18 protein-coding genes are annotated in these 20,067 nt (G+C 33.4%); all 18 read right to left on the bottom strand.

From position 1 onward, the window contains the following. Positions 1 to 4: 4 nt before the first annotated feature. Complete coding sequence (locus ER639_RS12210; protein ID WP_164993328.1) at positions 5 to 169, bottom strand: hypothetical protein; 165 nt, start codon at positions 167 to 169, stop codon at positions 5 to 7. Further along, positions 162 to 5,123 carry a phage tail spike protein gene (locus tag ER639_RS01940; RefSeq protein WP_129064066.1) on the bottom strand — a complete coding sequence of 1,654 codons (4,962 nt, stop codon included), beginning with the start codon at positions 5,121 to 5,123 and terminating at the stop codon, positions 162 to 164. Before ER639_RS01940 ends, ER639_RS12210 begins: the two co-directional genes overlap by 8 nt. Continuing rightward, positions 5,120 to 5,935 carry a distal tail protein Dit gene (locus ER639_RS01935; RefSeq protein WP_129064065.1) on the bottom strand — a complete coding sequence of 272 codons (816 nt, stop codon included), beginning with the start codon at positions 5,933 to 5,935 and terminating at the stop codon, positions 5,120 to 5,122. Before ER639_RS01935 ends, ER639_RS01940 begins: the two co-directional genes overlap by 4 nt. A gap of 23 nt (positions 5,936 to 5,958) precedes the next feature. Continuing rightward, positions 5,959 to 10,278, bottom strand: a complete 4,320-nt coding sequence (locus ER639_RS01930; protein WP_129064064.1) for a hypothetical protein — start codon at positions 10,276 to 10,278, stop codon at positions 5,959 to 5,961. A 15-nt stretch (positions 10,279 to 10,293) separates the two neighbouring features. Next, entirely contained in the window at positions 10,294 to 10,626 is a 333-nt protein-coding gene (locus tag ER639_RS01925; RefSeq protein WP_129064063.1) for a hypothetical protein, read from the bottom strand. A 35-nt stretch (positions 10,627 to 10,661) separates the two neighbouring features. Beyond that, positions 10,662 to 11,090: a tail assembly chaperone gene (locus tag ER639_RS01920; protein ID WP_129064062.1), complete on the bottom strand. Its 429-nt coding sequence runs from the start codon at positions 11,088 to 11,090 to the stop codon at positions 10,662 to 10,664. 61 nt (positions 11,091 to 11,151) lie between these two features. Continuing rightward, positions 11,152 to 11,706: a phage major tail protein, TP901-1 family gene (locus ER639_RS01915; protein ID WP_129064061.1), complete on the bottom strand. Its 555-nt coding sequence runs from the start codon at positions 11,704 to 11,706 to the stop codon at positions 11,152 to 11,154. A 15-nt stretch (positions 11,707 to 11,721) separates the two neighbouring features. Then, positions 11,722 to 12,105 carry a hypothetical protein gene (locus tag ER639_RS01910; protein ID WP_129064060.1) on the bottom strand — a complete coding sequence of 128 codons (384 nt, stop codon included), beginning with the start codon at positions 12,103 to 12,105 and terminating at the stop codon, positions 11,722 to 11,724. A 4-nt stretch (positions 12,106 to 12,109) separates the two neighbouring features. After that, positions 12,110 to 12,466 carry an HK97-gp10 family putative phage morphogenesis protein gene (locus ER639_RS01905; protein ID WP_164993327.1) on the bottom strand — a complete coding sequence of 119 codons (357 nt, stop codon included), beginning with the start codon at positions 12,464 to 12,466 and terminating at the stop codon, positions 12,110 to 12,112. Further along, positions 12,460 to 12,762, bottom strand: a complete 303-nt coding sequence (locus ER639_RS01900) for a hypothetical protein (RefSeq protein WP_129064058.1) — start codon at positions 12,760 to 12,762, stop codon at positions 12,460 to 12,462. Before ER639_RS01900 ends, ER639_RS01905 begins: the two co-directional genes overlap by 7 nt. After that, on the bottom strand, positions 12,762 to 13,088 hold the full coding sequence (locus tag ER639_RS01895) for a phage head-tail connector protein (protein WP_129064057.1): 327 nt from the start codon (positions 13,086 to 13,088) through the stop codon (positions 12,762 to 12,764). Before ER639_RS01895 ends, ER639_RS01900 begins: the two co-directional genes overlap by 1 nt. Continuing rightward, on the bottom strand, positions 13,072 to 13,341 hold the full coding sequence (locus ER639_RS01890) for a hypothetical protein (RefSeq protein WP_129064056.1): 270 nt from the start codon (positions 13,339 to 13,341) through the stop codon (positions 13,072 to 13,074). Before ER639_RS01890 ends, ER639_RS01895 begins: the two co-directional genes overlap by 17 nt. Positions 13,342 to 13,374: 33 nt before the next feature. After that, positions 13,375 to 14,289, bottom strand: a complete 915-nt coding sequence (locus ER639_RS01885) for a phage major capsid protein (RefSeq protein ID WP_129064055.1) — start codon at positions 14,287 to 14,289, stop codon at positions 13,375 to 13,377. 14 nt (positions 14,290 to 14,303) lie between these two features. Further along, positions 14,304 to 14,906, bottom strand: coding sequence for a DUF4355 domain-containing protein (locus ER639_RS01880; RefSeq protein WP_129064054.1), 603 nt, complete (start codon positions 14,904 to 14,906; stop codon positions 14,304 to 14,306). A 330-nt stretch (positions 14,907 to 15,236) separates the two neighbouring features. After that, on the bottom strand, positions 15,237 to 16,859 hold the full coding sequence (locus tag ER639_RS01875; RefSeq protein WP_129064053.1) for a minor capsid protein: 1,623 nt from the start codon (positions 16,857 to 16,859) through the stop codon (positions 15,237 to 15,239). Continuing rightward, complete coding sequence (locus ER639_RS01870; RefSeq protein WP_240663973.1) at positions 16,834 to 18,363, bottom strand: phage portal protein; 1,530 nt, start codon at positions 18,361 to 18,363, stop codon at positions 16,834 to 16,836. Before ER639_RS01870 ends, ER639_RS01875 begins: the two co-directional genes overlap by 26 nt. A 12-nt stretch (positions 18,364 to 18,375) precedes the next feature. Further along, a complete protein-coding gene (locus ER639_RS01865) occupies positions 18,376 to 19,665 on the bottom strand; it encodes a PBSX family phage terminase large subunit (RefSeq protein ID WP_129064052.1) in 1,290 nt (429 codons plus the stop codon). Between the two features lie 3 nt (positions 19,666 to 19,668). Continuing rightward, the gene (locus ER639_RS01860) at positions 19,669 to 20,052 is read right to left on the bottom strand and encodes a phBC6A51 family helix-turn-helix protein (RefSeq protein WP_129064051.1); all 384 of its coding nucleotides are present in this window, start codon (positions 20,050 to 20,052) and stop codon (positions 19,669 to 19,671) included. Positions 20,053 to 20,067 lie beyond the last annotated feature (15 nt).

Here is a 20,067-nt window from a genome sequence, read left to right as displayed (position 1 = left end):
CAGATTACTCTGTAACTTCTTGATTATCAGTATTTTTTAATTGATTTAATTCAGCGAGTGCGTCATCTAACATTGCTGATATCATCACCTTATCAGCTGTTAACTGATTGACTTGTTGCAATAGTAACGTGTTTTCTTTTTCGTAATTACGTGTAATTTGATTACCCATTGTTAGTTTCCACCTTTTCAATTAAATATTTTATTTGGTCTTTCATTGTTGCTATTTCAGATTTAAGAGTATCGTTTTCTTTAATTAATGCCTGTATACCTTTCAAAGTATACGATTGCATTTCGTATGAATCGACACCATCACCATTTTTCCAATCATCTAATGTTTCACGTTCTAAAATAACACCGTGACGCAAACGATTTGTATCATCACTCTTAATTTTATAAGTATATAACTGCACTTTTTTTAACTTATCGAGTATATCAACATCTTCCCACACTTCAATATCACGTTTGTACTTTTCTGATGATGTCCATGTATACCCTAAAGCTCTAATATTGATGTACTGATCAGTAGTGCCACGTTTAGTTAAACGCACTTCATTTGTCGCCCTTAAGTATAAATTTGAAGATGATGTATAAGCGTTTATTTCAATAAAATCTGAATATAAACCTCCAGCAACTAAATTTTTATATACTACATTGCCATCGTTATACATACCTCGAGATGTTACTCTAACTTCGTTTCCTGTGCCTAAATAAAAATTAGCACCATCAAGTTTATTAGCGATGCCCTCGAAATATGCAACGTTACCTCTTACATTTCTATAAATTATGTCAGCATCAGTAGAAGCTGCACCACGAGAAGTAAATCTAACTTCTCCGTCAGCACCAAGATAAAGATTAGTACCAAAATTGGTCATTAATTTATCACCAATAAACTCTTTTGCACGAATAGGTAAATAAGTGTAACTTTCTGCTAGTCCGTCGCTGGGAATGCTAGAAACGTCTACTACCCTAGCTTCATATCCAGGCGAAGCAGCAAGATAGACATTACTGTTAGTCGTACCTAGCGCAGCACTAGATACTAGTAATTTATCCATTCTAAATTTTATGGTACTGTTTGCATCTTTAGCATAAAAGCCGTTAATGCCTAAATCTAATGTATAACCATCGTTTTTAAGTACTGTTAAAGTACCTTTTTCAATGTTCATAGTAGCTATATTATCTACTGCTCTCATTCTAACAGCTTCTATATCAATAGCTTTTATATTCTGAATAAAAGCGTTCTTAGATGTTAATGCTGTGATTGTTGCTTCGTCTACGAATAGTCTGTTTATCCAAGCTGTACCACCGTTTCGCATGTCTAACATGTTAGGTTGTATCACGTCAGCAACTAATAAATTCGTTCTAATGCTCGCAATGTTTGCGTTAACTGCTTCAAGTGACTTAGTTTTAACGCTATCACTGTATATCGTACTAGCAACGATTTTATTAACGAGTAAGTTATTAACGTTTAATTTGTCAATTAAAGCTTGGTCAACTTTTAACGCTGTAGCTGTCACGCTATCAGCAGTTAAGACGTTAGTACGTAAGTTAGCAATATCAGCGTATACAGCGCTAAGCGATAACGTTTTAATATCGCCAGCGACTTGCATATCGCCTGTAACACGCATGACACGTGTAATGATGTCTACGTTTGACGGTGTTACAGATATAGCACTCGCCATTTCTGTACCACTCACTTTTTTACTACCAATCATGACACCGTCTGGTTGAACAGTAACAGCCGATTGTTTAACGTAGTCTTTACCGATTGCATCAGCTTGAATTTTAGCGCTATCAGCCGTTTGTTTGATTTCGCTCATTGTATTTTCAGCGTCTTCGGGTGCTGGTAAGTACGCACTAAATGTATTGCTTTCAGTGAGCATGATGTTTCTAAACTCCATATTTGCGTATTGCGTAGCGTTAGTTGTAGAGTCTTTGTGATAGCCCGTATAAATTAAGATATTACTATCGCTTGCAAACGCTGGAGGTGTTGTGAACGTATTTTTTACCGTGATTACATCACCGACTTGCATTGCGTTATACTGCTCTAGTGTTAGTTGCCCAAACACAACATCGTTATTCGTGCTAGCACTATATAGATACATCATTCCAAACATAGATGCCCCTGTTGGAATTGTCGGTTTAGATAACAATTTAACATCGTAACTTATCGAATATTTCGTATTAGGTTTTAACTTTTCCGTTATCCACGACGGTTTTACCATTGGCACTGACCAACCTGTATGCGTTAAAACTTTCGTATTACCTTGTAACGTTGACGATAACGCTAATGCATTGTTATAAAACAAGTTAGCAGTACTGTATTTTAATGCGTTAATATCATTCGTCCATACTTTAGTGCTGACTGCGTTAATCGTCTGATCAATTAAGCTACCTTTCGCAGTTTTCCACGATTCTAAACTGTCAACCTTACCACTTACCGTAGTGATTAACGATGTATTGCTATTAGCTGTTTGTTTGACTGTATTAATCTGCGTTTGTAATGTACCTGTTGCGTTATTAATATCCGTTTGCCAAACTTTCGTATTAATAGCGTTTTGTGTTTGTGAGATTATCGAGCCTTTTTCTTGTTGCCACGAATTAATACTATTTATTTGACTTGTATGTTGTAATATCGTCGCTGTATTACTGTCAACGGTGCTAGATACAGTATTTAATCTGTCATTGATTGCACCTGTTTTACTATCAATATCGCTATTCCAAATTTTTTGGTTAATAGCGTCAGCAGTTTGTTGAATTGTTGAACCTTTTTCGATTTGCCACTGCTCAATATTATCTATGTCACCATTGATTACTGCGATAGTTTGCTTGTTTTCGTTAGCTGTTGACGTTGCTGTATTAATTTGCGTTTGCATCTGTCCAGTGAGAGCAATGTAATCAGTTTGTAGTACACGTTTAGAAATCTCGTTAGCGTTGACTGTTATGTCAGCTGTGTTCTTTGTTACTTTAGCCTCAAGGTCTTCGGGTGCTTGCGAGTATGGGGTAGCCCTCGCACCTAATTCAACTTTTACATTTCGTATATATGGAATATTTCCAGTGCCGTAAGTGCCATATAAAGAGATTTTTGTTGTTGATCTAGTAGCATCATTTAGAGTAGGTCTGAAAGTAAAATTAAACCTCTGATAAGTGGTTGTTACTGTAAAATACTTCACCGGAAATAAATACTCATTTGGATTAGGTGCGCCAGGATAAGGATAAACTTGTATAACATTTTTATTTGTAGTATCTGCTGACCTTAAATCGAATGATATAGTGTAATCTTGTGCTAACCCGTACTTGTCAATAATCGGCGATAAATCAATTTCAGTGTATACGAATTCTCTGTTTGACGTGCCTGTACTAGTGCGTTCTCTTGCGCTGTCCAATAATAAATTTCGATTTTCAAAGTTCAACGCACCAACTGCATCACTTACGTCAGTCTTACTAGCTTTTAAAACGATTTGATTATTTAAGTTAGTAATATCTGCAGTATGCGACGACACTGTTGTTTTAACGCTAGAAATATCACCAGCGTTTTTTAATATGTCGTTTTTAATCGGTGCTAACTGATTATTGATGTCGCTAAACTGCGAGTTAGTAGATTGCTTATACTGACTTAAATCGCCTAGCAAATCACTCACTTGATTATTAGTAGCGTCTATACGACTATTAGCGTCACCTAGTTGCGTTGTTAACGTACCAAGCTTACTATCAGCATCTTGTTTATTCGCTGAAATAATCGTAGTCATATCAGACTTAGCAGCGTCTACTTTAGCTTGTGCTTCTGCTACTGCGTTGTTATAACTTGTTGATATATCGTTACTTAATGACTCACGTTGTGCGTTTATCTCATTCGTCATACGAGTTTCAGCAGCTTGTATTTGTGCATTTGCTTCAATTAAACCTTGATTTAACTTGTTTTCGAAATCTTGTTTAATCAACTCGAAATCTTCATCAAACGCTTTTTTTAATTGAGTAATATATGCATCACTTGTTTTGTTTTTGATCTCTTTAATTTCTTGTTTCATTGCTTCTTTTGCTTTATCTACTTTGAAATAAGAGTAGTCACCTAAACCTAATTCGCTTTTATTCCAATTCAATAAATTAACCCGTACCTTTTCGACACGGGCAGTTTTTGCAATATCAACTTTTTTATAAATTACAGCAATTTCATCACCTAGATAGTAATTACCTATCTTAGCAACAGTAGTTTCATAACTTACTTTTGGTACACAGTTCTGTAGTAACCAATCATAAGTTTTATTTGCTAATACGTATCTATCTGGTTCGTCTGAAAAATCAACTACTGCTATACGTGGTTTCATAGTATTTGTAGAATTGTCATAATAACCGTACTGATCAGTAGCAGTTTTAATTTCAATGTAATCTTGTCCAACTGGTTTAGTTATACCGTCTTTTGACCACTCTAGGTTTTCAAAAGTAACATTGGTATCTAAACCACTACCAGCACCACGACCAATTGCAGCAGTATAAACTTCTGATTCATCTTGTTCTTGTACGATGTTTAATACATTTGTACCGTATGCGTATCTGTCACCAGTCCATTTACCTAATTTCTTATGTATGTGGATATTTTTCTTTGTTATTTTTCGACCGTCGAAATCAAAGTCATAATCAAATTCTATATTCCACAATTCAATAATCTGCTTACGTGCATCTAGAGGTGTTATATAGTTAAATTCATTAGTTTTAATATCTGTAGTGTCAAAATTCTTCACGTACCAACCAATGCTATTAAAAATAGTATCAACAGTTTGCTTTGCATCAGCATCAGTTAATTGTAGTTTTCTAACTACATTCATAGCCTTTGCTTCATCAAAGAATAAATGTACACCACCGATGACTAAATTTTTGTTGTCAATTTTTCTTGTATAGATTTTATACATTTGAAACTTGTTTCTTTTGTCGAAGTGACCAAAAAACAAAGCATTATCAAATGATTTTTTATGATTGAACAACGTACCATTATCACTTTTATAAAATAGAGGTAGTTCTATTTCACTAGTATATAACCCGTTCAATTCTAATTCTTGCACTGCACTGATTAAATTTTTACGAGGTATGATTTTAGTGAGTTCTTTTTTATTGTTAAATAAGTAAATCATAAGAACACCCCTCTATATTTTAAAGTGATTGATGCTGGTGCAGGTGTAACAACTATTTGATCACCAGTTTTAATAGAAAATTCTTCCCAATCAGACGTAATAACTAAGTTTGGCATACCGTCCAAGTTAATAGAAGATTTTAATATTGAGTTATTTTCTAAATCAATCTTATATAACTGTTCAACACTTGGATTTAAACCACTTAATTTAATTCCTTTTTGCGTTGTTGTATTAATTATATCTAACGTTGTTGATGCGCCATTATAACTAATCTCTAAATATGGTTTAGCTTCAAAATCGCTTTCTAAACTTAATACAGCTGAATTTGAATAATTTATAGTTCTTTCTGGTGTGTACTTAAACGGTTTAGGACAAAATATATCAATAGTAAATACCTGTTCGTTAGAGTCTTCTTTGGGGTTATCACTCGATGTATATACCCCAAAATATACTCTATTCATTTCATCACTGAATTGGATTGGTACTACTGAATTTTGCCTGAACAATTTATTTATCAATTCGTACTTACGTCTTAATGTAGTGTTATCTTTAGCACTAATTAATATTTCAACTTGTAGCGATCTAGCTTTAAGATTCATGTCTTGAAACAATTCACCATCTAAAAAGTCTGGGCTAACTGTATTAACATTGTAATCAACTGTACCTCTACCAGTGACATTAAGAGTCATAACCGTACAACTCGCATCCGTAAAAGTTGTATCGATATTAACCCCGTTATAAATAAGCTGATTGACGCTTGTTTGTGTTACAGTCGCTGCAACTTGATTCATATCTACAAAGTTATAACTCATAATGAACACCTCCAATAATAAATTTATACATCATATACTTCACGTAATCTTACAGTAGCGTTTTGATTATCCGTAATATCACCAACAAATGCATTGTAATCTCTATTACCTAAAGATAAATTAGCATTTAAAGTAACACCAACAGGCTCATTACGTACTGTATTAACAACGTCAGCGTTAACTTTGGATGCAATATTTGACGTTGCTTTATTTAAATTGCTTGTTAAATTTGGTACTGCATTTGTAAATTGAGGAGAAAAAGCATTACTTACTTTAGTAGCTAGATTAGACATCGTTCTAAGTGCAGCGTTTTTGTTTCTTAAAATACCTTCAATATATCCACCAACTGTATGACCACCTAAGCCCATAAATACTCGTGATGGTGAGTGTATTCCAAGTTTCTTTTTAACTGTATTAGTTATTGTATTCGCAATTCTTGTTGCAGCTGCTACTAATGCTTTATCTTGCTTTTTAAGTCCATCAACTAAGCCTTGTGCTGCGTTAATACCAACACCATAAAATTCTTTTGCCTGTTTTGTTGCTAAACCACTAGCTACACCACTAATTTGTTTTTGTAAGTAGTTAACTTGTTGTATAGTGTCACTATTTGCATTTGCTAATATACTCGCTTGTTTAGATCCACCAGATATACCAGCTTCTAATAAGTCACGAATAATGTCAGCATGAACACCTTTTTTCTTCAATTTATTAATATTATTTGCATACTCTTTTACTGCTTTGTATCGCTCATTTAAATCTGCAATTAAACCTTGAGAAGTTGAAGCGTCCGAGCTTGAAACAGCACCGTAATTAGTTAAATTGTCTTTTATTGATTCCTTAAACTTATCACGTTCACCTTTAATTGCTTTTAACTTATCTTGTGCCTTTTTTAATTTATCTGCTACACTTTCACGTTTTTTAGCAATGTTTGCTAACTGTTGTGTAGATTTCTTAGTAGATTTTTTTAGGCTTTCAATAGCTTTCTTTTGATAACTAAACGCTTTATTCTCTTTCATTAAAGCAACTAACTGTTTATTAAGGTTCGCTCTTGTTTTATTCCACAACTTCCCTTTTAGTTTTTGTTGAATTGCTGCAATCTTTTTATTGTTAGATGCTAACTTAGTAGATGCATTTTTAGATTGCTTAGTAAGTACATCATAGAATGCTTTACTTGCTGTTTTAGCTTTGTCATACGAACCTGTTTTCATCTTAGTAATAGCTTGAGTTGCTTTTGAAGCCATTTCTTTTGATGCGCTAATAACTTGAGGTACTTTTTTCATGATACCAATAGCAAAACCTTCAGAAGTCCAAGCACCGATTTTTTTCATCAATTTAGATGGTGATGCAATGTGTAAAAATTTCTTAGCTGCTGCTACTGCGCTTTGTGCCATTCTTGCTGCTGCATCTGCTGCATTTTTTATTTGTCCTTCAATCCCTCTAACAAAACCACGAACGAAGTCAACACCAGCACTAGCCATATCACCTGCGCCATTGCGAACAGCACTAATCATTTGAGATACACCATTTTTTATAGCACTTAACGCTTGGCTTGCACCATCACGTACTGCGCTTGTAAATCTACTCATTGCACTAGTAATGTTACTTACTAATTGACTTGCAAAGTTTACAACTGCGCTAATCATTTGAGAGAAGCCATTTCTTACAAAGTTAACAGCTTGATTAATACCATTATTAATAGCATTCACAATATTGTTCCATGCATTAACTACTGCGTTCCAAATACTTTGCATAATTGAAGTTACAGTACTTAACATTTGGTTAAATCCGTTTGAAACAAAATTGATCGCTGAATTAATTGCATTACTGATTGTATTAACTATGCTATTCCATGCATTTACAATAGCATCCCAAATGCTTTGCATAATACTTGTGATAGTAGTCCACATAGTATTAAAGCCATTAACTACACCATCAACAATACTTTGAAGTAACGTTGTGATTGTTGTCCAAATCGTAGTCCAAATAGTTGTGATAACAGTCCATATCGCAGTCATTACTGTAGTAATAATAGTTTTGATGTTTTCCCATGAAGCTACTAAAAATTCAGTAATGATTGTTAAAGCGTTCATGATCGTTTGCTTGATAGTTTCCCAAACAATAAATACTGTTTGTTTCACCGTTTCCCATGCTGCTGCAAAATCACCATTCAATAACTGGAAGAATGCAACAAGGACACCTTTGATAACTTCAATAGCAATTGTAATTATGCCTTTAATGAATTCCCAAGCCACTTGAGTAATTACTTTGATTGTTTCCCATGCACCTTGAATTATTGGTGTTAATACAGCTAACGCAACACTTACTACAGTACTTAGGTTATTCCACACATTTTGAAAAGTAGTTAAGAATAAATCTTGGTTTTGTTGCCACCAAGTTAATAACCCTTCAAAAGTTTGCATAACGAAATCTTTAACTGCTTGTATTGCTGTCATTACAGATGTTTTAATTGCTTCCCAAGCTGCATTGATTGCATCTCTAAAGCCTTGATGATAATTGTATAAACCAACTAAAGCACCGATTAATAACGCAATTGCAGCAATAACACCTAAAACAGGTAAAGAAATAGCAGCAATAGCATCACCAATTACAGCACCTACACCAATCATCATGTCTTTCACTACTTCAAAACCACCGAATGCTTCAATAGTCTGACCTATGATTGATATAACTGGTAAGAATGGTTTAACTAATAAAGCAACTACACCACCAATTGCAGCTATAGCACCTATGAATGCTGTTATATGTGGATGTGCTTCAGAAAATTTATTTGCAAAGTCTGTAATACCTTTCAATGCATTTAAAACTGTAGATCCTAATGGCGCTAATGCGACACCTAGATTAACAAATACACCTGCTAGGTTGCCGATGATGTCAACGACTTTACCACCGTTATCCATAGCGTATTTAACAAAGTCTTTGAAGCCTTGAGATTTACCAACGCTATCAGACCATTCTTTAAACTTAGCTGTTAAATTATCTAACGCACCAAATAAAACTTGAGAGTTACTTCCAAAGGCTTTGAATAGATTGAATAAGCCTAAAAACGTATTACCAAAGATTCTACCGATTACAGGTAAATTCTTTTTAGTATAGTTAATGAAGTCTTGAATGCCTTTAGCAGTACTTACTTTATTACTCCAATTTTGAAAATCAGATGCAATATTTTTAAGCCCATTAGACATAAATTTAAATAATGGTGCAAATTGAGTAAAGATATTAACTACACCATCACCAAATTTACCAGCAGCTACAGCGATGTCATCAAATACACTTACACCAGTAGTATTAAGCATGTTGAAAAACTTTTCAGCTACTGGGCTGTTTTTAGTCCATTTAGCAAAGCTTTTAGATGCTTTTTCCATTCCACTAGCAACACCACTTATAAATGGTGTTAACTGCTGCAATATCGTTCTAGTAGCCTTTAATGAATTGGTTAAAGTATTAAATATCTTACTTTGGTTAGATTTAATGACATTTTCCCAAGATTTCTTTAAACCACTCAATGCAGTTTGATAGTTTTTAACTTCTTTTGTTTGCTCTAACAAACCATCTTTTAGCATCTTTAATGCGCTTGTTGTCATCAAACCAAATGCCATAACTCCAGCACCAGCAATGCCAAAAGCACCAGCTAAACCAATAGCCCCACCACCTACAACAGCAATAGCATTACCAATTGCCATAATGGCTGGAACAATTGAAGATACAATTGGAATAATTGCAGGACTTAAAGCAGCGAACAATGCAGGTAAAACCCTTATTTTATCATCGATTGAATCAATACGTTTTTTAAAGACTTCTACTTCTGCTTGCGCTTTTTTAGTATCGACATCTGCACGTACTTTAATTTTATTTGGAATACTTTTAATGATTTGTTTGAACGTTTCAGCACGTGAAGTTGCTGCTGAAATATCCATATCAACATCAATCTTAGGTTTTTCAGTAGATAACTGTTTAGCTGTTAAACGTACTTGCTTCATTTTCGCAATAGCTTCAGTATTTTTAGCGATGATTTCAATTTGTGCTTTTTTACCGTCTAGCAACTTAGTTGATGCTTCTGCCATCTTTACTTTTCGATTTAGTTCGCTATTGTCAGCGTCAAAATCAACTTCAGCATCTAAACCATCAATCTGTTCAGATAAACGTTTAGCTGTTTCTACTTTCTTTTGTAATGGCTTTACATCACCGTCAATTTTAATATCATCAGCATCACGTTTTTCTAAACGCTCTAACATCACTACAGCTTGATCTATTACTTTTCGTAATCTACTGTTATCACCTGTTAACAATGCTTCCAGCGTGTAACTGTCTTTAATATCAGACATTCATTTCACTCCTTTCTAATCTTTTTTATTTCGTTTAGCAAGCATTTCAGTGACATTTTTACGAGTCACTTTATTTTCAGTTATTTCTTCTTCAAATTCTTTTAAATCTCTTTCAGCTTTTTCATAATCAAAGAAGTCTTTAAACGATTTATAAACATACTCATAACGTTTATTTTTCCCTGCACCTTTTTCTTTCTGTGCTTCGACTTCTCTTTGTAAATAAGCCATTTTATGCATTTTATACTCATCGTATAAATCACTTTCGTTTTTTGCGTGACATAAACAATAAAATTCGGTAAGTGTCATTTGATTTACTTCATCAATTGACTTCTTACCGAATCTCGCCATTGACTTAATTACAACATCCCAATAAGTCAGTTTATTTAAATTGTCGTCTGAGGTTGTTCCACTGGTTGTACTACTTGTACTGGTTGAGGTTGTTCCGTCGGTGTCACTTCCGTCACTGTTTCTACGTCTGCTACTAGGTCTTGGGTCAAAAAATGATTCTTCATTTCTTCAAGTACAGCATCACAGAAGTTATTGAATGTACCATATTGTTCTTTGACTGATTTCAATACTTCTAAAGTTTCTTCATCAGTTTTTGGACGTGCTTTTTGACCTAATGTTAATGCTGGAATAATTTTAGCAATAGCTAATACGTTAGCTGTTTTTAATTTAGGTACTAACATTTCAAAACCTTCACCTAAATTAATCTTTTCAACTTCTAAACCTAATGCTTTATCTACAGCATTTAACTCACCTAAACCAAATTTTAATTCTAATTGACCTTTATTTGTATTAATAGTTAACATTGAAATTCCACCTTTTTAAATTATTTTAAATATAAAAATAGAGGGGTTTCCCCCTCGTTAATTATGCTACTGGCGACGATGGTTGTGCTGCTAAATCAGCTAAACCATCATCAGGTACGTCAGATGCAATCATGTCATGGAATACGTAACCTAAGATACCATTTTTATTTAAGTCTGCTTCTGGGACAGTAGCAAAACCTTCTTGACGTTTACCAAATGTTACGTATGTACCTTCTACAGTTGGGTCATCTTCAGCTGGTGAAGTTGATTCCCATTCCGTCATCCAACCTTGACGATATTCGGCTTGGAATTGATTTGTACTATCTGGTTTCTTTTTAGACAAGTCAACTTCCCAACATTCTAATGCATAACCGTCAACAATTGAGTTATCAATCATTTTATATGCATCATCAGAAGTTGATTGTAATGCACTGATAGAAATTTCATCTTCTAATTGCGCTGCTCTAAATACTCGACCGGCTTTTGTAACTACAGCTTCACGATCACGTTTATATGATTTAGAATGCTCTGTTTGTAAAACTAATGTTGCAGCTGTTGTTTCTCCCAATTTTCTAAAGTAAAGTACCTTAGAAACACCTTCAGCGATTTGATTCATATAATTACACTCCTTTTAATTTACTGTATACGAAACTTTTATAGTTCCATGTAGCAATTCATCATTTGTAGTTCTATCAACTAATTCAGACGTTCGTATTTCACGTAATTTAACCGAATATCCATCTAATAAAAAGAAATCAAAAAAGCTATGCTCTATACGAGTCATAGCTTCATCGTGAGCGCCCCTTTCATCTGATAGATACCAAGTATCAACCACTAAAGAAATGCCCATCTCTCTATTAAATTTGTGCCTATTTTGATAATCTGATTCACCCTGTTTTATCACTATAAAAGGATATGGTACTTGTTCTGCTGGCAACTTATCATAGACTGTAAAACCCAATTCAATTAACCGTGAAAATACTAAGTCATAAATTTGTTGTCTTGGTGACTTCATTTAATCACCTCAATTTTCTTTCTAAAATATCTAATATTGTTGCAGCTTGTGATTCAATCGTATTGAAAAAGAATGGCTGTGCATCCATAAATCTTGTACCTTTTTCAACATAGCCAGAATAATGAGCCGATGAAACTACAGACGCTTTTGCTTGTCCTAATTTTGAATAATTGATTAATCTTCTTAAATTACCTGTACTGTATACACCAGTTCTACCACCTGTAAAAACTGCATTTGTCGTGATTTCTTCGTTCAGCATAATACCAATGTCTTGAATGGCATCATCTGTTTTCTTATCTAATCTTCTGCTATGTCTTTTTAAATCACTTTTAAACTTGTTTAAGCCTTTCCAATTTACCAAGATGCTACTTCCTTTGCGTAAACGACTGTATCATTACTGTATACAGAAGTTTTTGAAATAACGAAGTGCTTATTGTTAGTTATTAAATGAGTTGCATTCTTAATGTCTTTGTTTAACAACCTAACAACAATATCAGCACTTGTTAAATTGCCAAACGTTTCAAGTTGACGCTTATTTGATAAATTTGTAACTAAACAAGTATAATCAGCGATTTCATTAAAGACAGTTACAGTTTTGCTAAGTTTAGGATCGTATGAATTCTTTGAATTAAATAACTTTACTCTATCTTTGTCCATTAAAAAAACGTTACCTGTCCAGCAGTGAAATCATCACTACCTACTTGATAACGTTCGAACACATCAGCATATTTATTAAATTCATCATCATACGATACACTAAACCCCTCAACAGTTTTAGATTTCATTCCCTCACTACCACGTCTATAATAACGTGCAATTGCAACTTCTTCAGTGATATATGATAGTTCAGTAGGTACAGAAGTTACTGTCGTTAATTTTAAAAGCATTGCTTTTTCAACGTTAGCAATAATCAAATTCAATAAATCATCTTGCTTATCATCTGTTATACCCAATTGTAATTTGACATTATTCAACGTCGCCATATAATTCACCTTCAATCAAGCCTTCTAAATCATCACGTTTAATTTTAGAAGGCACTTCAATATTGTGCTTCTCAGCAAGTGATTTTAATTCTGCTAATGTTAAAGCTTTTACTAAAACTTCACCTGTAGCATTCTTATCAGAAGCTAATTCATCGAAGCGTTCTTTGTCAGTTGTATGATATAAATCATCAGCAACATAACTAAGCGCTTCGTTTAATCTATCAGTGAAATTACCTAATACTTTACCTAACATCGTATCACCACCTTGTTTTTAGATTATTAATTACTATGCTACTGGTGAACCTGTTGGCGCTAACTTAGCGAATGCTTCATCTTTAGCAATATGGAATGCCACATCCATAGTCACACGTAACGCAATTAACTCTTGTTCGAACAAGTTTACAGGTGAACCATCTTCATTTGTGATAGTAGATAATTGACCTTCAGTTGAAATCTCGTAATTCATTGGGTATGGAACACCATAGAACATTTTGTCAAAGTCACCTGCGTAAATTTCACCTTTTTTGATTTCATTAGATTTTAAATCTACTACTGGTAAACCATCTAAAGTATTTGTTGAACGATCATAATAACGTTCTTTAGTAACGTCATCAATTACGCCACGTAAAGCAGTTTTGTTTTGGTTTTTAGAAATAAACGCATTAGGTTCAACATCATGTGCTAATAACGCATCTTCTAATTTTAAAATATTATCTAAGTTAATATCACCAGTGATAACATTACCCTCTGTTTTTGCAGCTGCTTGTGCTACTGATTGAGTAAATGGGTTATCAATGTTTAATAAACCTGCTTCATCAATTTTTAAGTACATAGCTTCAGCAATTTGTGGACGCATAGCAGTAAAGAATTGTGAATAAGTGTAGTTTAAGTACTCACGAGAAGCAACTAAGATTACACCTAATTTATGCGCACGCATTGAAGCGTTGATTGTAGAAGGTTTAGAAGTCTTGATTTTTTGACCTTCACCCACCCAGTACGCACCTGGTTTGTCAGCCCAGTAAGTAAATTTCTTTTCAGATTGTCCTTCCATTTCTACTGCTTTACCTAATTGCATTACTTTAGAATTTTGAACTACGTCTAATAAAATTGGTTCGTTAAAGTCATTTAATAACGTACCGTCTTTCATTTCATGCATCATAACATGATCTGGATTAAAAGTTTGTGGTGTTAAAGTTGGCATATTCTATTCCTCCATTATTTTAAAAGTCTATTTTCATTTGCCATTTCAACAAATGATTTTTTGCCTGTTGATTTGCTACCAAACATAGTACTGCCTGCATTCGGTACATCTTGACGAGTAAATTCTTTAATAGCTTCTTTCTTAATTCCATCAATCAATTTATTCATTGTATTGATTTGTTCTAAAGCTTTTTCGTTATCGTCTAATGTAATAAATTCAGCTAATTCAGTTGGTAACTTACGAGTAGACAACTCGTTAATAACTTCTGATTTAACTTGTGTGCGTGCAATTTCTGCTTCACGACGTTCTAAATCTTTTTCTTTTTGAGATAATTCTTCAGCTTTACGCTCTGCTTCAGACAACTTAGATAATCGCTTATCATTCTCTAAAGTTTCTTTCACACGTTGTTCGATTATCTTTTCAAACTTTGCATTAGCACGTTCTAAAACTTTTGCGCCGTGCTTATCACGCTCTGATTCCAATAATTTAGCTAGTTCACTTTTTGACAATGTAACCTGCTCGTCACCGTTATTTTTTTCAGTACTCTTATCATTCGTGTTTTCGTCACTAAAAAATTGTAAGTCTAAAGGTAACTGTGTAACTTTGTATTTTTCCATTGATATTCTCCTTATCCGTGTACATATTTCTTAAAAATAGGCATAATAAAAAGCCTTTAAACCCTTTGACATGTTAAACATCCCAAAACGTATAAACGCTTGTTAAAATAACTCTATTTAATTAATATCCACACACATAAATTTATTTAAACAGTTTATAGCGTCATGTTTAGGACGAATTAAAAAATTGCATAAAAATAGCCATTTATCATTTTTAATTAATGACAAATGGCTTATTTTTTCTTTTCTTGGTCTTTCACTGCTTGTTCTAAGGATTCAATAAGTTCTTTTGGAGAAATAGGTTTTCCATCTAAAACTTTATCCATATAATCACCTTACCTTAAAAATTATCATACCCAAAGTATATAACCTTTTGAGTACTATTTCAATAACACTTCTATTTATATCTTCAACGGGTACATCCTTAAGTAATTCAGATATAATTTTAAGTGTTTCATTTAAATCAAACTTTTCAGTTTTTGTAATGTATTTTACACTTCCTTGATTGGTAACTATCGTCAATGTTTTTATAGATTTGGTAGTAAATAATGTCTTTAAATCAGTTAGTGAAAAACTTGACCCACCTGGATGATTATGCAACATAATAACACTATTTTTATTTGCATTATCTAATAATATCGAGTCATTGCCTGTTATTTTAACTTCTGTTTGATTTCCGTAGGCTGTGCGTAAATTTCCATCAACTAAAAAATATACAACTTCATTACTTTCATTATTTTCTTTACTATCTTTAAGTAATTGTTTATGAAGCATTTGAATTGTAGTGTTTTCTTCTTTAGTATGTGTTGGTATATCTACTTGTTTCACTTTTTCAATTGCTTGATCAGTAATATTAACTTTTTTACCCAACTTTTTAGCTTGTTCTAATTTATTTTCTATCTTTTTAATCTGATTGTTATCCATCTTATCAAGACGACTCAGAATATCGTTTATATCACTTAATACAGCTTCATTTTCTGCATCTGCTTCAGCTTCAATTTGTTCATCATCAATGAATAAATCACCGTCTTCATCTTCCCAGTCGTTACTTTCTTTACGTTTAACAGGTATTGTTGTACTTCTACAAAATTGGTGCATAGGTGGTGCATTCACACCGACTTTCATTTCAGACACCTTAAACACCTTACCATGTAATGATTTGCAAGTATGCGTTGTTCTATCATCAATTATGGCTAAGTATTTGTATTCTAGTATGTCATTATCATCATAACTTAACTTTTTTGCTTCTGTTTGTACTCGTGACACTTCACTAATGAGTAATCTTCTAGCTTCATAGTCACTTCTACCAGTTAACTCTTTTAATTTACCAACTGATTCAACAGGATGACGACCTCGCAACACAGTATTCAAAACAGTTTCATCAACTATCTTACGTACTTCATCCATGTTACTCCATAACCTTTCAGACCAAGTGGCATCATAATACGAAGCGTTCACAATAGCTTTTATATCTGTTGATTTAACATGTACATTTCCTAATAGCCCTGCTTGTCGTTTTAACTCACGTATTGCACCATCTTCTAAATAATCATTCATTACATGATGTATATCATTAGTTGCTGCAATCATGTGCGTATTCAATGCATTCAATAACAACTGTTCACGATTAATACGCATTGAAGCGTTATATAATCTTAAACGTTCATTAGCTTCATCAGTAAAGTCTTTATCTTTAACATACTGTTTAGCCATGTTTTGATGTGCTATTACATCGTATTGATCTACACGCTTTTTAGCTTCTTTAACTGTAATACCTTCTTTGTCTGCGAAACGTGTATAAAATGATTCGATTTCTTTAATGCATGTGTTCATCACATTTTCTAATATGCGTTTCATTTCTCTTGAAACTTCTGCATCTTTCATTAACTCAACAGTTAGATTGTTCTTCTCACGTTCTTCCCAATAATTAATTTTGTTGTTCTTCTTTGGCATGTGCTGTACCTAATCGAACGTTATAAATATCTGGATTGTTGTTCTCTAACTGTTTTTGTTTATCTTGTGACTCTTTTTGAATACGTTCTAATTCTAACGGAACATCTGGAATAAATGAGAACAATGTCATTAATGACTCTAGGCTTATCTCACCACCAGCATTCATATAAGCCTGTAATTCTTCCAATAATGATTTCGGTAAATTACGTTTAAACTTGAATGACATTTCTTTCAAATCTGCAGTATTTTCTAACTCACTTGTTACTTTAGATATTGCTTCTAACAAGCTGTATCTACGTCTTAAACCTTTTTCAAATAAGCCTTCTTTGATTACTGCACGTTGTTCAAGACCAAACAGCTTATACTTCATTGACTCACCAGATTGAATACCACTAAAATTTACGTCATTCATATTTGGTGTGTTCGTGTATTTATGAATATATGAGTCAATTCTGTTTTTATAAGCTTCTGCACCGTTAACGTCATATTGCTTATAAATATATTGACCAGTTACATTACCTTCTGTTTGTCGTCCTTCAGTATCTTCGTAAACTGGAGGTTTTAAGTGCATCAAGTTAGCTTCTTTTTGTAACTTAGCTGCTTCAACAGGCAATTCAAAGTTACCTGTTATCATTAACATCGCATCGTTTAGATCAGTCATATAGTTAGCTGTATCAGATTGTGCGTTGTCTAATAAATCAATCTGTGAAATGACTTTCTCATAATCACCAATTCTTAACTCGTTTGCTCTAAATTCTGTAATAGGTACTTTACCAAATAAATGATAACCTGTTACATCACGTTGCTGAGGTTTGAACGATTCATTTACAGACGTTTTAAATCTATAAATAGCATTATCGGTAATTAAATCAAAGTGATAGAAAGTATTATCTTCATCTTCAACTAAATTAGAAGCTAACCAATACCTAACTGCTGCTAGACTGTTACGTTCAATAGTATTGTCGTATATGATAAACGTCTTTTCAGCATCACACTTATACAATCTAGTATCATCTTCTTGATTTCTAATAATGTATTCAAATGCTCTACCATATATCGCTAAATCTAAACCTAAAGACCTATTATGTGAATTTACATCGTTCAAGTCATGAAACGATTCAATGAATTCATTAACTGTTTTATCTTCTACTACATAGCCGATTGGGTTACCTAAAAAGTAGCCATTACCAAAGTCAGCAATGTAAGCTGCAAAGTCATGTGCAACTCGATTGTCTGCAAGTCCTTTTTCTCTACGTCTGATTGACCTACGTTTGATATTGAACGTTAGACCTTTGTAGTAGTCCATAAGTACTTTTAAACGTGGCTCTTGATAATTAACATGATGCTCAATAAATTTAGCTAACATATCATAATCGTTTACTAAATCATCTACAGTACCATCATATTTGTATTCTATATTTGCATAATCATTTGTTAATATGCCTGTGTGATTCTTATAATCTAAATCACGTTCAAAGTTATTAACATGCATTGTATCACTCATTGTTCCACTCCTTTATAAGCCCAAAGCTTTTAATTTATTAACACTTGTTTTGTAATCATCTCTATTGTTTTTACGCTTAATATGGTACTTCTCTAGGCTGTATCGTAATGCGTCCATTAAGTGGTTATTTGCATCAATTGGTTTATTGAGCCATTTACCTTCCTTGTCTTGTTCAAATGTGTAAGTATTTAATTCTTCTATCGTATGTGTACATGATGGATGCACATAGATTTTAAAGCCTTGCACAAATTGGACACCTTGCATTATCGAGCCTTTACCTTTTGTAGCACCTTTAATTTTGGTAATACCTTTGTTTTTAAGTTCTGCTATCAAACGATTTTCAGCACTATCAGCAACTATTTCTACATTCTGATAACCTTTTTTAACAAGCATCTTGTATATGTCATCAGTAAGCATTGCTTTTTCGTAATGTTCTTCATAGATCCATAATTCTTTGTTATCTAAATCAACTATTGTGCTTTCTAATGTAGTAGGGTCATGAGTAAAACCAAAGTCCATTCCATGCGTTTTTTCTTGTACCTCTTTAAACTTCTTATACCAATTGAAATCAATAACCTTAAAGTTTTCGTATACAAGACCTTCAGCAACTCCCCATTCACCATCACAAACGATTCTCGCACGTCGTGGATTCTTTACATACATTTCTTCATAACGTGCAATATCGACTTCATCAAGCCACTCATTACATCTAAATGTAGTTGTTGTTGAAAAGGTATTACTAAATCTTGTTTCTTCATCAAAGAATGTTTCTTTCAACCAATGTCTTTCACTCCACGGGTTAAACGTAACTGTGATTTGTTTAAAAAAATCTGGAACGTCCAAGCTACCACGTATCGATTCAGTGACAGTACTAAATTTATCGAATGTTTCAATCTGAAATGCTTCTTCAAACCAAGCCCAACAAAGAATGCCAACATCAACAGTAATAGATGTAATCTTTAAAGGGTCATCAAGACCTCTAAATAGTATCTTCTGTCCTGTTGGCTTGTAAGTTATTTCTGGCAAACTTTCGTTGAATTTAAAAAGGTGTGCAACCCCTAATCGATTGCACGCCCACTTTAAGTCAGTATATGTACTTTGTTTATTCGTATTACTAAATCTTCTTATCACTAACAGATTCGCATAACTGTGTTCCATTATTCTGTAGATAAAGTTAATAGCTGCTGTTTTAGATTTTTTACTACCCCTCGAGCCTTTTACAACTCTATAAAAGTCCTTGCTATGCCAAAACCTGTTATAACCTTTACCAATAGCACCGTAGATGTCCAATACATTTTGCATAGCCTAATCATCCAATGGCACGTTGTTTACAAATGTAGGTGTAGTAAATTCAATCTCTTGTTTATCAACAGGTACATAACCAGTGCGATCTAAAATATCTTTTGCTGCTTGGAAACGTACAAGTTCAGACTTAGCACGTAATAAATCACGCATCGTTCTTAATGCTTCTGGCACAGCATTTGATAAATAATGTGCGTTGTAACCAGCTTTACCACTTTTAAATTTCTCATCTTTTTCCCATGTAGAAATAGTTTGTGCTGATACTTTAATTTTTTTTGCAATGTCTTTTTTGTACAATCCTTCACCAACAAGTAATCTTATACACTCTTGTTGTTTCGGGTTCAAGTTCAAATAATCGTTAAAATTCGCATTGTTTAAAGTATTCATATCCATTTATCACCA

The organism is Macrococcus sp. DPC7161 (genome assembly GCF_004117835.1).
In the GTDB taxonomy this organism is placed as follows: domain Bacteria; phylum Bacillota; class Bacilli; order Staphylococcales; family Staphylococcaceae; genus SDSC01.
Note: the sequence above shows the minus strand (reverse complement) of the source record. Positions and strands in the feature narration are given on the sequence as shown.

What these genes read in the sequence shown, in the direction of transcription:
- ER639_RS01910 (WP_129064060.1), bottom strand. Translation starts at nt 12,105, where the DNA reads ATGAAGTCACCAAGACAACAAATTTATGACTTAGTATTTTCACGGTTA.
- ER639_RS01875 (WP_129064053.1), bottom strand. Translation starts at nt 16,859, where the DNA reads ATGCCAAAGAAGAACAACAAAATTAATTATTGGGAAGAACGTGAGAAG.
- ER639_RS01895 (WP_129064057.1), bottom strand. Translation starts at nt 13,088, where the DNA reads ATGGCGACGTTGAATAATGTCAAATTACAATTGGGTATAACAGATGAT.
- ER639_RS01860 (WP_129064051.1), bottom strand. Translation starts at nt 20,052, where the DNA reads ATGAATACTTTAAACAATGCGAATTTTAACGATTATTTGAACTTGAAC.
- ER639_RS01880 (WP_129064054.1), bottom strand. Translation starts at nt 14,906, where the DNA reads ATGGAAAAATACAAAGTTACACAGTTACCTTTAGACTTACAATTTTTT.
- ER639_RS01925 (WP_129064063.1), bottom strand. Translation starts at nt 10,626, where the DNA reads ATGGCGAGATTCGGTAAGAAGTCAATTGATGAAGTAAATCAAATGACA.
- ER639_RS01900 (WP_129064058.1), bottom strand. Translation starts at nt 12,762, where the DNA reads ATGGACAAAGATAGAGTAAAGTTATTTAATTCAAAGAATTCATACGAT.
- ER639_RS01930 (WP_129064064.1), bottom strand. Translation starts at nt 10,278, where the DNA reads ATGTCTGATATTAAAGACAGTTACACGCTGGAAGCATTGTTAACAGGT.
- ER639_RS01870 (WP_240663973.1), bottom strand. Translation starts at nt 18,363, where the DNA reads ATGAGTGATACAATGCATGTTAATAACTTTGAACGTGATTTAGATTAT.
- ER639_RS01865 (WP_129064052.1), bottom strand. Translation starts at nt 19,665, where the DNA reads ATGCAAAATGTATTGGACATCTACGGTGCTATTGGTAAAGGTTATAAC.
- ER639_RS01890 (WP_129064056.1), bottom strand. Translation starts at nt 13,341, where the DNA reads ATGTTAGGTAAAGTATTAGGTAATTTCACTGATAGATTAAACGAAGCG.
- ER639_RS01885 (WP_129064055.1), bottom strand. Translation starts at nt 14,289, where the DNA reads ATGCCAACTTTAACACCACAAACTTTTAATCCAGATCATGTTATGATG.
- ER639_RS01920 (WP_129064062.1), bottom strand. Translation starts at nt 11,090, where the DNA reads ATGTTAACTATTAATACAAATAAAGGTCAATTAGAATTAAAATTTGGT.
- ER639_RS01915 (WP_129064061.1), bottom strand. Translation starts at nt 11,706, where the DNA reads ATGAATCAAATCGCTGAAGGTGTTTCTAAGGTACTTTACTTTAGAAAA.
- ER639_RS12210 (WP_164993328.1), bottom strand. Translation starts at nt 169, where the DNA reads ATGGGTAATCAAATTACACGTAATTACGAAAAAGAAAACACGTTACTA.
- ER639_RS01940 (WP_129064066.1), bottom strand. Translation starts at nt 5,123, where the DNA reads ATGATTTACTTATTTAACAATAAAAAAGAACTCACTAAAATCATACCT.
- ER639_RS01935 (WP_129064065.1), bottom strand. Translation starts at nt 5,935, where the DNA reads ATGAGTTATAACTTTGTAGATATGAATCAAGTTGCAGCGACTGTAACA.